Origin of the sequence: Neisseria sp. HMSC067G12 (assembly GCF_001812725.1) — a bacterium.
Classification (GTDB): domain Bacteria; phylum Pseudomonadota; class Gammaproteobacteria; order Burkholderiales; family Neisseriaceae; genus Neisseria; species Neisseria perflava.
Map to the genome: position 1 here is coordinate 70776 of NZ_KV810215.1, position 13981 is coordinate 84756.

At 49.1% G+C, this 13981-nt stretch carries 13 protein-coding genes; 4 read left to right on the forward strand and 9 right to left on the reverse strand.

Translation table 11 applies throughout. The features are described 5' to 3' along the window. Positions 1-28: 28 nt before the first annotated feature. From raiA to HMPREF2871_RS09660, 7 genes are all read right to left on the reverse strand, one after another. A complete protein-coding gene (gene raiA, locus HMPREF2871_RS09630) occupies positions 29-343 on the reverse strand; it encodes a ribosome hibernation-promoting factor, HPF/YfiA family (protein ID WP_004518850.1) in 315 nt (104 codons plus the stop codon). Positions 344-392: 49 nt separating this feature from the next. Beyond that, entirely contained in the window at positions 393-1748 is a 1356-nt protein-coding gene (gene rpoN / locus HMPREF2871_RS09635) for an RNA polymerase factor sigma-54 (protein ID WP_004518851.1), read from the reverse strand. A gap of 165 nt (positions 1749-1913) precedes the next feature. After that, on the reverse strand, positions 1914-2648 hold the full coding sequence (lptB, locus tag HMPREF2871_RS09640; protein WP_003679854.1) for an LPS export ABC transporter ATP-binding protein: 735 nt from the start codon (positions 2646-2648) through the stop codon (positions 1914-1916). Between the two features lie 70 nt (positions 2649-2718). Next, positions 2719-3249: a lipopolysaccharide transport periplasmic protein LptA gene (gene lptA / locus HMPREF2871_RS09645; protein ID WP_004518852.1), complete on the reverse strand. Its 531-nt coding sequence runs from the start codon at positions 3247-3249 to the stop codon at positions 2719-2721. Beyond that, positions 3230-3811, reverse strand: coding sequence for an LPS export ABC transporter periplasmic protein LptC (lptC, locus tag HMPREF2871_RS09650; protein ID WP_004518853.1), 582 nt, complete (start codon positions 3809-3811; stop codon positions 3230-3232). The genes lptA and lptC overlap by 20 nt, the downstream gene beginning before the upstream one ends. After that, positions 3808-4344, reverse strand: coding sequence for a KdsC family phosphatase (locus HMPREF2871_RS09655; protein WP_004518854.1), 537 nt, complete (start codon positions 4342-4344; stop codon positions 3808-3810). Before HMPREF2871_RS09655 ends, lptC begins: the two co-directional genes overlap by 4 nt. Before the next feature lie 66 nt (positions 4345-4410). Continuing rightward, entirely contained in the window at positions 4411-5385 is a 975-nt protein-coding gene (locus HMPREF2871_RS09660) for a KpsF/GutQ family sugar-phosphate isomerase (RefSeq protein ID WP_004518855.1), read from the reverse strand. A 134-nt stretch (positions 5386-5519) separates the two neighbouring features. On the opposite strand from HMPREF2871_RS09660, the gene tal reads away from it, so the two are divergent. From tal to HMPREF2871_RS09675, 3 genes are all read left to right on the forward strand, one after another. Beyond that, on the forward strand, positions 5520-6575 hold the full coding sequence (gene tal / locus HMPREF2871_RS09665; protein ID WP_004518856.1) for a transaldolase: 1056 nt from the start codon (positions 5520-5522) through the stop codon (positions 6573-6575). 152 nt (positions 6576-6727) lie between these two features. Beyond that, complete coding sequence (gene gluQRS, locus HMPREF2871_RS09670; RefSeq protein WP_049344515.1) at positions 6728-7615, forward strand: tRNA glutamyl-Q(34) synthetase GluQRS; 888 nt, start codon at positions 6728-6730, stop codon at positions 7613-7615. A gap of 239 nt (positions 7616-7854) precedes the next feature. Next, positions 7855-8589: a LytR/AlgR family response regulator transcription factor gene (locus HMPREF2871_RS09675; RefSeq protein WP_049344517.1), complete on the forward strand. Its 735-nt coding sequence runs from the start codon at positions 7855-7857 to the stop codon at positions 8587-8589. Here HMPREF2871_RS09675 and HMPREF2871_RS11990 read toward each other — a convergent pair. Together HMPREF2871_RS11990 and pilC are read right to left on the reverse strand one after the other, a co-directional pair. Beyond that, entirely contained in the window at positions 8586-8798 is a 213-nt protein-coding gene (locus HMPREF2871_RS11990; protein ID WP_049344519.1) for a hypothetical protein, read from the reverse strand. The two genes, HMPREF2871_RS09675 and HMPREF2871_RS11990, sit on opposite strands and share 4 nt — an antisense overlap. Before the next feature lie 66 nt (positions 8799-8864). Continuing rightward, on the reverse strand, positions 8865-12251 hold the full coding sequence (pilC, locus tag HMPREF2871_RS09685; RefSeq protein ID WP_049344521.1) for a PilC family type IV pilus tip adhesin: 3387 nt from the start codon (positions 12249-12251) through the stop codon (positions 8865-8867). A gap of 481 nt (positions 12252-12732) precedes the next feature. Here pilC and carA point away from each other — a divergent pair, with 481 nt between their 5' ends. Next, positions 12733-13863, forward strand: coding sequence for a glutamine-hydrolyzing carbamoyl-phosphate synthase small subunit (carA, locus tag HMPREF2871_RS09690; RefSeq protein ID WP_049344523.1), 1131 nt, complete (start codon positions 12733-12735; stop codon positions 13861-13863). The last annotated feature ends 118 nt before the right edge of the window (positions 13864-13981 follow it).

The window sequence follows — 13981 nt, forward strand, 5'->3', positions numbered from 1 at the left end:
TTCAGACGGCCTTTATCATACAAAAACTTTATTCGGCAGCAGGTTTGACAGTACTGCGGACATCGCCGCTTTTTTCTTTATGTTTCAAAACAGCGCGGTCGAGTTTGTCCATCAAAACATCAATCGCGGCATACATATCCTGTTCAATCGCTTCAACGTGCAAATCTTTGCCTGCCAAATGCACATCGGCTTCGGCTTTCTGGCTGACTTTTTCCACCGAGAGCGTGATGGTCACGGAAATGATGTTGTCGGCGTGGCGACTGATTCGTGCCAACTTGTCGGAAACGTAGTTTTTGATGGCTTCGGTAACATCAAAATTCAGACCGGTGATTTTCAGATTCATGATACAGCTCCTTCGGTTGGTTAGTCCGTCAAAACGGATCGGAATATATCTACTCGGTAAATTTTCGTTTGTGTGCCGGTGGGATGTCTAATGATTCTCTATATTTAGCAACTGTACGTCTGGCAATTTCAATGCCGCGTTGTTTTAATAATTTGACGAGGGTCTCGTCCGAATAGGGTTTGCTGCTGTCTTCACTTTCAATCAACTGGCTCAATACGGCTTTGATTGCGCCTTGGCTGAACCCTTCGCCATCATCATCGGCATTGACTGCCTGTGTGAAGAAATAGCGTAACGCAAACAGGCCGCGCGGGCAAGACAAATATTTCTGATTGGCGGCACGCGAGATGGTACTTTCCGCCAAACCCAATTCGGCGGCGGCATCTTTCATCAGCATGGGAGACAGGCCGATTTCTCCGAAGATGAAAAAATCTTCCTGATTTTTGACGATATACTCGGCAAGGCGGAGGACAGTGCTTTTACGCAGCTCCAAAGAATCAATGCGCTGCTTGGCTTCGTTGATTTTTTCCTTCCACTCCGGTGCGCCCTCTTCCTCTGATTTCATCAGGTCGCAATATTCCTGATTGAGCTGCAGCTTCGGCCAAGCCGCTTCGTTGCTGATGACTTCCCAGCCGTCCTTGCCCTCTTTGACCCAAACGTCAGGCTGAATATAAGGCGTAGGCGTGGCAGAGGCGAAGCCGTAGGCTGGATAGGGATTGAGCCCGGCAATCATATCGAGCGCGGCTTCTATGGTTTTGCTGTCGGTATCGGGATAAAGTTTGCGGAAACGCAGAACGTTTTGTTTGCGGTTTTTGCCTAAGTCTTGAAGCGAACTTTGCACCAAATGCGCGGCCATTTGTCGGGCAGGAGAAGCCGGCAAACGCATTAACTGCAACATAAGCGACTCGGTCAAATCCGCCGCCGCCACGCCGGGCGGCTCAAAGGTTTGCAATACATCCAGCGCGTTTTGCAGGGCTTCTTCGTCCAGCATCCATTCCAACGGCGTGTGGTCGATAATTTCTTCGAGGCTGTCGGTGAGGTAGCCTTGTTCGTCCAAAAAATCAATCAAGACGTGAACATAGGCCGCTTCCACTTGCGAGAGCGGATGCTCGCACACTTGGGCATGCAGATAGTGTTTGAAATCCTCTTCTTCGGCGATGTTGCTCCAAATATCTTCGGCATCGTCGCCGCTCAACTGCTGACCTGCGCGCGGCATGGTTACCGCACGGTTGAGCCCGCTATCGGCAAATTCATCGCTTTCCGGACGCTCAAGCAGAGGATTGTCTGACAACCAGTCTTCCACTTCGCGCTCAAGCTCAAGACCCGACATCTGCAAGATGCGCAGAGACTGTTGCAGCCGCTGGTTGAGCTGCTGGGTCTGTTTGAGTTTAAGGACGAGTGAAGACATAGTGTTTAATTCGAAATGTATGGATAGTTTTTCAGACGGCCTTTATACGGCAGGCCGTCTGAAAGATTAGTTTATCGGTATTATATTTGTATTTTTAGTGATTATTCCAATATTTATAGCCGCCCTCAATTGAAATGAGGGTCTCATATACCGTCAAATATGCATTCAATATTTGAAATTTTCACCCAAATAAACCGAACGGACTTGTTCATTGTTGACTAAATCATCCGGCTTGCCTGAAGCCAATACCGTACCGTCGCTGATGATGTAGGCACGGTCGCAGATGCTGAGGGTTTCGCGCACGTTGTGGTCGGTAATCAATACGCCGATACCGCGTGATTTGAGGAACTCGATGATTTTCTGAATATCGATGACGGCAATCGGGTCAACGCCGGCAAAAGGTTCGTCCAACAAAATGAAACGCGGCTGCATGGCCAACACGCGCGCGATTTCGACACGGCGGCGTTCGCCACCGGACAAGGACGGCGCAGGGTTGTTGCGCAGGCGCTCAATATTCAAATCTGCCAACAGTTTTTCAAGTTCGGCATCGATGCGGCTTTTGTCCTTCATGCTGATTTCCAAAATGGCGCGGATATTTTGTTCCACGGTCATTTTGCGGAAAATCGAGGCCTCCTGCGGCAGATAGCCAACGCCGAGGCGGGCGCGTTCGTGAATGGGCAGGTGGCGCAATTCTTGGCCGTCCAACATTACGCTGCCTGCATCGGCGGCAATCAGGCCGACTATCATGTAAAAGCTGGTGGTCTTACCCGCGCCGTTGGGGCCGAGCAGGCCGATGACTTCGCCGCTTTCGATTTCAAGGGAGAAGCTTTTGACGACTTGGCGTTTTTTGAAACTTTTTTGCAGGTTTTGAACCACAAGACGGCTGTTGTTTGCGCTCATATTCTGTTGACTTTCGATATTGACCTCAGGCCGTCTGAAACTTTTTCAGACGGCCTTTTTGTGTGTTTTCTTATTTGTTTTTCTGCGTACTGGACGGCTGGATAACAACGCTGACGCGGCCGGATTTGGCGGCGGATTTCACACCGGATTTGGCGCTGCCGTTGATGGTGTAAACCTCGGTTTTGGTGTTGTAAGTGATGACCGCACCTTCGGCCACATCGCCGCCGCGCTGTACTTTGGCATTGCCGGACAGAGTAACGAGGTTGGCTGCGGAAGAATACATGACGGTATTGGCTTGGCCGTTGACTACGCCTTTGCCGCCGTCCAACTCTTGGCTGAATTTGACGGGCGAGCCGGTGGCTTTCATCAACTGCTCGCTTTTGTCGTTGCGCGAAACGGTCACGCTGCCGGCACGGATATTGAGCGTGCCTTGTTTGATGATGACGTTGCCGGAAAAGGTGGTGCTTTGGTTGTTTTGGTCAAGCGAGCCTTGGTCGGCTTCGATTTGAATCGGCTGCTTGCTGTCGCTTTGCAGGGCAAAGGCCGGGCTGGCGGCAAAAACGGCAACAAGGGCTAAAGTTTTACAAATTTTTTGTATCATAAATTGTGGCTTTCACTTTGGAAGGGAAATTCAGCAAACCGGTTTTGTGATCATAAGTCATGCCGTTTGCCTGACCGCTGGACTGTCCGTATTGGAAAGTAACGGGGCTGTCGGTATGGGCGTATTGCGCCTCGGTATCGACATTCAAGCGTTCGGTTTTGACGATGCCGGCCAAACGCTTGGCATCTGCCGCTTTGTTTAAGACAACATTCTGTTCAAAAACGACTTTCTTGTTTTGAATATTGTACGCTGCTTTGTCACTGCCGACTTCGTACAGCAGGCTGCCGTCGCGGTAAAACGAAAGATGTGGTTTGTCCAAATGCACGTCTGCGCTATTCGGATATTGGACGGCATCGACCGCGCTCAGGTTTTCTTTCAGACGGCCTTCTTGGTCAAAACGTTTGCCGTTGATGCCTTTCATCGAATATTGCGGCTCATTCGGATTGAGGACGACTTCTTCGACCTGCACTTCGCTGATGCGGCCGAGCCACGCCGCCAGTGCGCCGAGTGAAACGGCCAACACCAGCGGAAAGGCGATTCCGTAACGCCATCTGATTTTCATCGTACATACTCTTTCAAAGCAGGTTCAAGCGTACCTTGCGCCTGCATAATCAAATCGCACACTTCACGCACCGCGCCTGCGCCGCCGGAACGTCGGGTTACATAATGGGCGTATTGCAAAGTAAACCAATGCGCTTCCGGGACGGCGACCGCCAATCCGCAACGCACCATCACGGGCAAATCGACAACATCGTCGCCGACAAAGGCGCACTCATGCTCCTCCACACCGGCCTGTTCGCGTAATTGGGCGTAGGCGACACGTTTGTCATGAATGCCTTTGAAGTAATAGTTGATACCGAGCTGCTTCACGCGGATACCGACGGAAGGCGCATCGCGGCCGGTAATAATCGCCGTTTGCACGCCGCTGGCCTGAAGCATTTTCAAACCATGTCCGTCCAAAGTGTGGAACGATTTGATTTCTTCGCCGTTGTCGCGAATAAAAATGCGGCCGTCGGTCAAAACACCGTCCACATCCAGTATCAGCAGTTTGATGCCTGAAGCGCGTTGTTGCAGGTCGGAAGAGAGGTTTTGCATAAGGTTTCCTTGTTTCAGACGGCCTATTCTAGCATAAGGCCATCTGAAAACGTTTTTGCCGTCGATTCAGACAATTCGTGCCATCAATAAATCGTGCATGTTCAGCGCGCCAATCAGCACGCCGTTTTCTTCGACCACCAGCAAACCGTTCACATGGCCGCTTTGCATGGCTTTCAAAGCTTCGGTGGCGAGACGATCGGCAGAGATGGTTTTCGGAGAGGCGTGCATGATGTCGTCCACTTTCAAACCGGCAAAGCTGTCGCGTTCTTGAAACAGACGGCGCAAGTCGCCATCGGTAAATACGCCTTTCAGACGGCCTTCGGCATCGGTTACCGCCAACATACCCAAGCCTTTTTCACTCATGCGGACAATGGCTTCTTTTAACGGCGTGCCCAACAAAACGGCTGGCAGGGCTTCGTCTTTGTGCATGATATCCGCCACGCGCAGCAACAGGCGTTTGCCCAAGCTTCCGGCCGGATGGCTCAAAGCAAAATCATCCGGCGTAAACGCTCGCGCCTGCAGCAATACCACCGCCAGCGCATCGCCCAAGGCCATCACGGCGGTCGTACTGGAAGTCGGTGCAAGGCCGAGCGGACAAGCTTCTTTGGAAACCGCCGCGGTAATATGGATATCGGCATGACGCGCCATGGTCGAAGTCGGATGGGCAGTGATACAAATAAGCGTGATGTTTTTACGTTTCAACGCCGGAATAATCGCCGCAATTTCATCGCTTTCGCCGGAATTAGAAATGGCAACCACGACATCGTGGTCCACAATCATGCCCAAGTCGCCGTGTGCCGCTTCGGCAGGATGGACGAAAAACGCAGGTGTGCCGGTAGAAGCCATGGTTGCCGCCATTTTGCGGCCGATGTGTCCGGACTTACCCATGCCGGTAATGACGACCCTGCCCTTGCAGTGCAACAATGCTTCCGCCGCACGGATAAAATCATGGTCCAAAGCCGCCGCAATTTCGCGCAAACCTTCGGCTTCCGTATCCAATACATCGCGCGCCCAGTCGAGATAAAGTGTGTTTTCCGCCATCAAAGCCACCTTTCGTGCTTGAATTTAGGTTTGTTTTGCCCAAATTAATCGGCTGTAAACTGTTCAAATTCATCGAATCGGCGTAGCATTACCGCCACTTCACAAACAAACCTATTATGTAAAAGGAATCAGAGATGACTATTTTATCGGACGTTAAAGCATTAGGACAACAAATCTGGTTGGACAATCTCTCCCGTTCGCTGGTACAAAGCGGCGAATTGGCAGAAATGCTGAAGCAAGGTGTGTGTGGCGTAACTTCCAATCCTGCCATTTTCCAAAAAGCCTTTGCCGGAGATGCCCTGTACGCCGATAAAGTAGCCGCACTCAAACAGCAAAACCTGACCCCGAAACAACGCTACGAAACCATGGCGGTTGCCGACGTACAAGCCGCTTGCGACGTATGTCTTGCCGAACATGAATCCACCGGCGGCAAAACCGGCTTCGTCAGCCTCGAAGTTTCGCCTGAATTATCCAAAGACGCACAAGGCACGGTTGAAGAAGCGCGCCGCCTGCACGCCGCCATCGGCCGTAAAAATGTCATGATTAAAGTACCGGCAACCGACGAAGGCATCGAAGCGCTTGAAATCCTCGTTTCAGACGGCATCAGCGTCAACCTGACCCTGCTCTTCTCCCGCGCCCAAACCCTCAAAGCCTATGCGGCCTACACGCGCGGCATTGCCAAACGTTTGGAAGCAGGACACGACGTTTCCCATATCCAAGTTGTCGCCAGCTTCTTTATTTCCCGTGTCGATGCCGCATTGGACGCCACCCTGCCCGACCACCTCAAAGGCAAAGTCGCCATTGCACTGGCCAAAGCCGCCTATCAAGATTGGGCGCAATACTTCGGCAGCAGCGAATTTGCCGCACTTGCCGAAAAAGGTGCCAACCGCGTCCAACTTTTATGGGCATCTACCGGCGTGAAAAACCCTGCCTATCCTGACACGTTGTACGTTGATAGCCTGATTGGCGCCCATACCGTCAACACCGTTCCCGATGCCACACTCAAAGCCTTTATCGACCACGGCACCGCCAAAGCTACTTTGACCGAAGGTGTGGACGAAGCCAAAGCGCAGCTTGCCGAAACCGCGAAACTCGGCATTGATGTCGAAACTTTGGCAACTCGTTTGCAGGAAGACGGTTTGAAACAATTTGAAGACGCTTTCGCCAAACTACTGGCTCCCTTGGCTTAAGCGGATTGAACGGACGGCCGAAAAACTTAAATCATTTTGAAAAGTCTCAGGCCGTCTGAAAACCAAATTCGGGCGTGTACGGCACGCCCTTTTCTATCACGATTTGAATACCGTGCAGGCATACTGCCCCTGCCCTACAAAACCACCCTGCCATGTATATAGGACGTTTCGCCCCCAGCCCTACCGGCCTGCTTCATATCGGCTCCCTACTGACCGCCGTCGCCTCCTATGCCGACGCGCGCGCTCATCAGGGAAAATGGCTGGTCCGCATTGAAGATCTTGACCTCCCGCGCGAAATGCCCGGCGCCGCTGCCGACATTTTGCACACGCTTGAAGCTTTTGGCTTTGAGTGGGACGGCGAAGTCGCCTATCAAAGCCGCCGTTACGACCTATATCAAGACACCCTCGACCGCCTCAAAGCAGCCGGGCTGGTGTATCCCTGCTATTGCAGCCGCAAAGACTGGCAGGCGGCGGCAACACATGGCGCAGACGGATTTGTATATAACGGCCGTTGCCGCAATCCTCAGCAAAGACCCGATACGCAAAACAAAACTCCGGCATGGCGCATTCAAGTTCCCGATCGCGTAATCGGTTTTTCAGACGGCATTGTCGGACATTACGCACAAAATCTGGCACACGACATCGGCGATTTTGTCCTGCTTCGTGCCGACGGCTATTGGGCATATCAGCTTGCCGTGGTTGCCGATGATGCCGATCAAGGAATAACCCATATTGTCCGTGGTCAAGATTTGCTCGTTTCCACGCCGCGCCAAATCTATCTGCAACAATGCCTCGGCATTCCCACACCGGCCTACGCCCACCTTCCCCTATTGACCAACAGCCAAGGGCAAAAATGGTCGAAACAAACCCTTGCCCCGGCTTTGGATTTGACTCAAAAAGAACAGCTTCTCCGCCAAGTCCTAACCTATCTCAACCTACCTGATGCACCTGCTGTGAACCGTCCGCAGGAATTGCTTGATTGGGCGGTGACACACTGGCAAATGGACAAAATCCCAAAATCGTCCATTATCACGGACTGAATTAGCATGATTACAACAAAATTACTCTAGGTATTACAATATTTCATAAAATTATGTAAGTAATCTTCCGATTCATCCCAAACCATGCCCAAGAAGCGAAGAAATCATGTATATTCCAAAAATTTCCTAAAATTGTCACAAACTGATAATTTCAAGGTTGTAACAACATACGGCTGACGCGTTATTGAGGATGACAAAACGCGGCAGATCTCCCACGATACAACAAAAAGAATACCGCTATGCCAAGTGCCATTATTGTAGAAGACGAAGTATTAGCAGCAGAACGCTTACGTGTATTATTGGAAGAGTGCAATGTCGTACTGCTGAACGTCTTTCACCATGCCATGCCAGCATTGGAGTGGCTGAGCGTCCACGAAGTCGACATCGTCTTTGCCGACATCGGCATGCCGGAAATCGACGGTCTCGAATTTGTCGAACGCATTAAGCGTACCGCCAAGCGCCAGCCGGAAATTGTATTCACCACAGCCTACGAAGAACACGCCCTGCGCGCGTTTGAGCTGGCTGCCGCAGACTATCTGCTCAAACCGATCAAAATGACCCGCCTGCAAACCGCGCTTGACCGCATCATCGAGAAAAACCGCGAAAAAGCAGACAGTTTCACTCATTTCAAAGTGTACAACCGCGAGCGTATGGTTGAAATCCCATGGCAACAGGCGCGTTACCTGATGGCGGAACACAAAACCGTCTATCTGTTTACCGGCGACGGCCACAGCTACGAATTACTGAAGACATTGGTTTACTGGGAAGAATTGCTGGGCGATAAAGTCATCCGCATCCACCGCAATGCCCTCGTCTTCCGCCACACCCTCGACAGCCTGATTCGACTGGACGATGACGAAAACGACGAATACGCATCCACATGGGGCGCTAAAATTCTCGATATTCCGACCCCGTTACCCGTCAGCCGCCGACAACTGTCCACCCTGCGGAAAATCATTAAAAACAGCATCTAACAATGCATTCCTTGACTGGCTCTTTTTAAATCAAATGCCGTCTGAAAAGATATTTTCAGACGGCATTTTAACTTCCCAAACCAATAACAGAAAGCAGAAAAAGAAACGGCCAGAGCTTGCCGTTTGACTCTATCCAAGCTTTCAATTTGATCAAACCCTGTTATATCCACAAACAAACTTTTCCATTTTTTTAATCCAGCATCTCTCATTATTACCACTCAACAGAAAAGGCCGTCTGAAAAATTCAGACGGCCTCGATACTTAAGCCTTACAGATTAAAAGAACAATTCACGCCAGCTGATGCGTTTGAGTCCACATGTACGGCCTTGAACTTCCAGACTGTCCAATTGATTGGACAAGAGACTGCGATCGCCTTTGGTTGCAAAACATTTATTGTTTGGCACGCTCGGCGTAGCATTCAACTCCTTATCCGTACCTGTGCCGCCGCTATCGCCATCGGCAGTAACCGGAGAATCGTCGGCTTTGCTGGAATTCATATAAGTAAAGTTAATAACACCATCAAAAGTCATACCGTTGGCGTAATAAATCTGGCCATTATTTTCACGTTTGATAAATGTGCGATCCTTGCTGGAAATACGCGCATCACGCAAGCCCAAACGGCCGCCGTTTTCAGCATTTACACCCAAAATAATCGTTTTCGCTGTCGTTTGTGTGGACGTACTGTCCGGCAAACAAACATCGGTACTGGAAGAATCAGTATGAGTTGTTTTAGTTTCATACTTGCGGATGGTCACAACAGCAGTACGCAAAATCATCGTTGGTTTGACGGTCACACGTTCATTCGAACCCAAAGTAAGGCTCCATCCTTTTTTGCCTTCACCAACCTTATTGTCGCTGACATAAATGTGTTCACCGTCACTTTCTCTGGTTTGCTGTTCCAACTCACTGCTGTTTGCCAAAACTGCTTTTTTGGATTCATCAGTAGACACATCGTCGTAAATACCGTAAACGGCATTGATTTGGCCGTTGGTACCTTCTAATTCATTCTGATAAATCTCGCTACCCGTACCAAAAATAACGACATACTTGTCTTTACTGCGGCGTGATACCGCAGGCGCAGACGTAATCGGTTGATTACCCGAACCTTGGAAAATCATTTGCACCGACCATTCAGACGGTGTTTCACCACTCAAGTCAAAGCGGAACATATTGCCGTAACGGTCACCGGCATAAGCAATATCGACAATACCGTCAAAATCAGTGTCTACCAAAGTCGGAGTAGAGAGGCCACCTTTGCCATTCGGTACGGAAATTTTGGCCAAGAGATTACCGGCACTAGAAACACTTTTACCGGTATCTTGCGTACCCGCTTCTTTACCTGTCATATCATAGATATACAAAGCCGTTTCATTATCGGCACTATTCACATCTTCAGTACGATAGCCGCTGGCCAAGAAACCCGCATAACGCACATCAGATTTGAGATTGACCGGAGTGGTATCGCGCTTGATGGAAACACGGCCGATTTGCGTCGAACCAATGGTATAACCCAGCTTATTACCAGAGCCTTTTTCTGTTTCAAACAGAGGCACAGTCGTATTCCAACCACTACGATCACTATTAGCCACTGCACCAATATTCAACGCATACGCACCGCGTCCGCCCTGACCCATCGCACCAAACATAAAGGTTTGCTTATCAGGTGTTTGACGAAGAACAAAGCCACCATTGACCATATAACGGTGTGGCGTGCCGGAGCCGTAACCATCGCGTGCAATATCTTTCAGAACTTTGCCCAAAGTTGTCGTTTGACCTTGATCGTCCTCGCGCTCCATACCTGCCGGAATATAGCTGAGTTTCAAGTCATAAGGGTTGCTAGACGTACCATTACGGAAAATATGTACCATACCATCATTGGCAGCCGCGACCAAAAACTCTTGACGGTTGTCGCGCTTATCGCCAATAGCTGCAACCGAACCATCTAAAATATCGCCTAAATTACGTTCATCTTTACTTGAATCAGCAGAATCTGTCGGACGAATTCGATAAGACTGGCTATAACCTTTTGTCTCTGCATCCGCTTTGATGGTTTCATCACTACCTACTCGGCCAGTCCATTTCAGCAATGCATTTTTCCATTCCAACTTATCTTTCGCACTACCGTCTGAAATGCCAAAATCGGCATTTGAAGCCTCATTATCTGCAACTCTATCGATGAAATAGGTCTTACTGCCGTCATTAACCAAAGTAAGGCGGTTATTAAATGATGGCTGAACAAACTCAGTCGTATTGATAGGTGTACCATCACGGTTCAATTTATAAAACCGCAATTGACTACTCCAAGAGCCGGTATTCAAATGAACCGTTGCCGCCATATCGGGAATACCCATACTGGTCGTTGCCGGAGCAGTAGAGGATACTCCTTCAAATTTCGTATTTTTGCTGTCATTTTCAATATTGTCGACAATGGTTTTAAAGGCTTCAAGCAAATCTTCTTTTTTCGCAGCATTAAAATACCAGTCTGGACGGCTCGCACCCTTTTCCAGATACTCTCTCCCAACTTCAGAGATCCCCTCACCAAAACCCACAGTAAAAGTCTGAACCAATTGCTTGCTGTAATCTATGCCTTTGGGATCGCTTGGATCACCATCCCAGCTCTTACCCGCAGCATCTGAACCGTCTTTTGCTGTTTTAATGTCTTTTTCTGCCAAAGTCTGGCTAAAGAAACGCATACCGCGTTTTTCATCCTTATAGTTCCTATCCCAATAAGGAACAATAATTTCGCCTGCAGCTACCCACATATACCTACCATAATTAGGATCATACTCATGCTTATATTTACTAGATTGACATAGCAATTTCTTTTCATTCTCAGGCAAGCCAAAATCATTATCATATTGATAAGGTAGAAAATCAAAGTATCCTTTGATACGACCTCCACCATTAAAGAATTTACCTTTCCCATAGCTATCATCATTAGCCTTCACTTCAGACGGACCAAAATATTGGTATGCAGACGTACCCGCACTACGTTCAATATCGCGGTAATAGTTTGAATAGTAATAATCCCTATCGTAGTTGAAGTTAGTATTACGAGATAAACGAGGATCTTCACCTGGAATCTGGTTACTACAACTCATATTGGCATCGCCGTCCGACATCACAATCACATAAGACTTCTGACAACGGTATTTGATATTGGGCATCACAAAGTTTTTGACTACTTCATAGTAGCGGCGCGTGATTGGCGTAGCATGGCCAGGATCAATGCCATCTACCCTCCTTTGAACATCCTTCCAATCATCGGTAAAGCCCCCCTCATCTGGAGTATCAGTACGACCATTGTTATGCAGAGTTTGCAAACCCCACTGGAATCGTTGTTTTTCGCCATACTCTTTCAATACCGATTTTAGGGCCTCCTTAGTAATCGTTATTCTTTTATCAGCCCGTACAGATGTTTCCTTACCTTGTACATTCCATTGCATACTGCCCGAGTCATCAATCAAAAACATAATATTGTGTTTGACTTTGGGTTGGCCGCTGACGTCGGTTTTGTTTTGCAGGTAAAAAGGAGTTTGGGCAAATTGCTGCGTATTTGCCTGAACGGAAATGCTGATAAGCGCTAAAGCGGAAGCGACGCTTGCATGAATGAGGCGATGGCGGCCTGATGGAGCGTTTTGCATAATGTGTTCTTTTTTCATCGGATAATCTCAGCTAAAAATGACGTTGTTTTTATTTTTTATAAGGTTACGATTCTAGCATAAACAGCCTGTTTCATGTTTGATTCGGCTGAATTTCCCGACACCTGCATTTCAAACACAACAAAAATGAAACAATCTGCCTGCTCAGTTTTAAGACGGCCTGACTGAATATTTAGTTCAACCTTATTCATCAGGCATTCCAAAAGCAAGGGACTGTACCGTAAAGATAAAACGTTTTTAAATTATCGATTATTGGCTCTACGCTTGAAATTCCTATTACTTTGACTTAAAATACACTGCTTCTACGGCATAGACCGCTATGTCTGAAAAAGCACGTTACACAGCAAAATCAATGCTGCGGAGCGTGTTTTTTTTTAGCCGAGATTTCCGAAGGCTGTCTTTTTTGTAAACAATTTTTATTTTTCAGACGGCCTGACCATTTTTTTCGAACCGACCATCATCAGGCAAACAGGATTCCATCATGACCACTCCGGCTCTTCTCGTTCTCGCTGACGGCAGCGTATTTCACGGCACATCAATCGGTTACGAAGGTTCGACTTCCGGCGAAGTCGTGTTCAACACTTCCATGACCGGCTATCAGGAAATCCTGACCGACCCTTCCTACTGCAAACAAATCGTTACCCTCACCTACCCACACATCGGCAACACCGGCACCAACGCCGAAGACGAAGAAAGTCGCAGCGTTTACGCCGCCGGTTTGATTATCCGCGACCTGCCGCTCTTGCACAGCAACTTCCGCGCATCTGAAAGCCTGCACGACTATTTGGTACGCAACAAAACCGTCGCCATCGCCGACATCGATACCCGCCGCCTAACCACCCTGTTGCGTGAAAAAGGTTCACAAGGCGGTGCAATCTTGACCGGTGCAGATGCTACCGTTGAAAAAGCACAAGAACTCATCGCCGCATTCGGCAGCATGGTCGGCAAAGATTTGGCAAAAGAAGTTTCCTGCACAGAAACTTACGAATGGACCGAAGGCGAATGGGAATTGGGCAAAGGTTTCGTTACCCCTTCCGAACAGCCTTACCACGTCGTCGCCTACGATTTCGGCGTCAAAACCAACATCCTGCGCATGCTCGCCTCACGCGGCTGCCGCCTGACCGTCGTTCCCGCACAAACCAGCGCGGAAGAAGTATTGGCACTCAATCCTGACGGCGTATTCCTGTCCAACGGCCCCGGCGACCCCGAGCCTTGCGACTACGCCATCAAAGCCGTACAAAAACTGATGGAAAGCGGCAAACCGATTTTCGGCATTTGTTTGGGACACCAGCTGATCAGCCTCGCCATCGGTGCGAAAACTCTGAAAATGCGCTTCAGCCATCACGGCGCCAACCACCCGGTACAAGATTTGGACAGCGGCAAAGTCGTCATTACCAGCCAAAACCACGGTTTCGCCGTCGATGCCGACACCCTGCCCACCAACGCACGCATTACCCACAAATCCTTGTTCGACAACACCTTGCAAGGCATCGAACTGACAGACAAACCTGTATTCTGCTTCCAAGGCCACCCCGAAGCCAGCCCGGGCCCGCAAGACGTCGGCTATCTATTCGACAAATTCATTGACAATATCAAAGCAGCAAAACAATAAAGCTGATTTTTTCAGACGGCCACACTCAACTCGACAACAGGCCGTCTGAAAACCAAACTTCAAAAATATAAATTCAGCCCCCTCTCAACATCTGTACAGCCTGAAAACCCAATCGTCT

What these genes read in the sequence shown, in the direction of transcription:
- raiA (WP_004518850.1), bottom strand. Translation starts at nt 343, where the DNA reads ATGAATCTGAAAATCACCGGTCTGAATTTTGATGTTACCGAAGCCATC.
- rpoN (WP_004518851.1), bottom strand. Translation starts at nt 1,748, where the DNA reads ATGTCTTCACTCGTCCTTAAACTCAAACAGACCCAGCAGCTCAACCAG.
- lptB (WP_003679854.1), bottom strand. Translation starts at nt 2,648, where the DNA reads ATGAGCGCAAACAACAGCCGTCTTGTGGTTCAAAACCTGCAAAAAAGT.
- lptA (WP_004518852.1), bottom strand. Translation starts at nt 3,249, where the DNA reads ATGATACAAAAAATTTGTAAAACTTTAGCCCTTGTTGCCGTTTTTGCC.
- lptC (WP_004518853.1), bottom strand. Translation starts at nt 3,811, where the DNA reads ATGAAAATCAGATGGCGTTACGGAATCGCCTTTCCGCTGGTGTTGGCC.
- HMPREF2871_RS09655 (WP_004518854.1), bottom strand. Translation starts at nt 4,344, where the DNA reads ATGCAAAACCTCTCTTCCGACCTGCAACAACGCGCTTCAGGCATCAAA.
- HMPREF2871_RS09660 (WP_004518855.1), bottom strand. Translation starts at nt 5,385, where the DNA reads ATGGCGGAAAACACACTTTATCTCGACTGGGCGCGCGATGTATTGGAT.
- tal (WP_004518856.1), top strand. Translation starts at nt 5,520, where the DNA reads ATGACTATTTTATCGGACGTTAAAGCATTAGGACAACAAATCTGGTTG.
- gluQRS (WP_049344515.1), top strand. Translation starts at nt 6,728, where the DNA reads ATGTATATAGGACGTTTCGCCCCCAGCCCTACCGGCCTGCTTCATATC.
- HMPREF2871_RS09675 (WP_049344517.1), top strand. Translation starts at nt 7,855, where the DNA reads ATGCCAAGTGCCATTATTGTAGAAGACGAAGTATTAGCAGCAGAACGC.
- HMPREF2871_RS11990 (WP_049344519.1), bottom strand. Translation starts at nt 8,798, where the DNA reads ATGAGAGATGCTGGATTAAAAAAATGGAAAAGTTTGTTTGTGGATATA.
- pilC (WP_049344521.1), bottom strand. Translation starts at nt 12,251, where the DNA reads ATGAAAAAAGAACACATTATGCAAAACGCTCCATCAGGCCGCCATCGC.
- carA (WP_049344523.1), top strand. Translation starts at nt 12,733, where the DNA reads ATGACCACTCCGGCTCTTCTCGTTCTCGCTGACGGCAGCGTATTTCAC.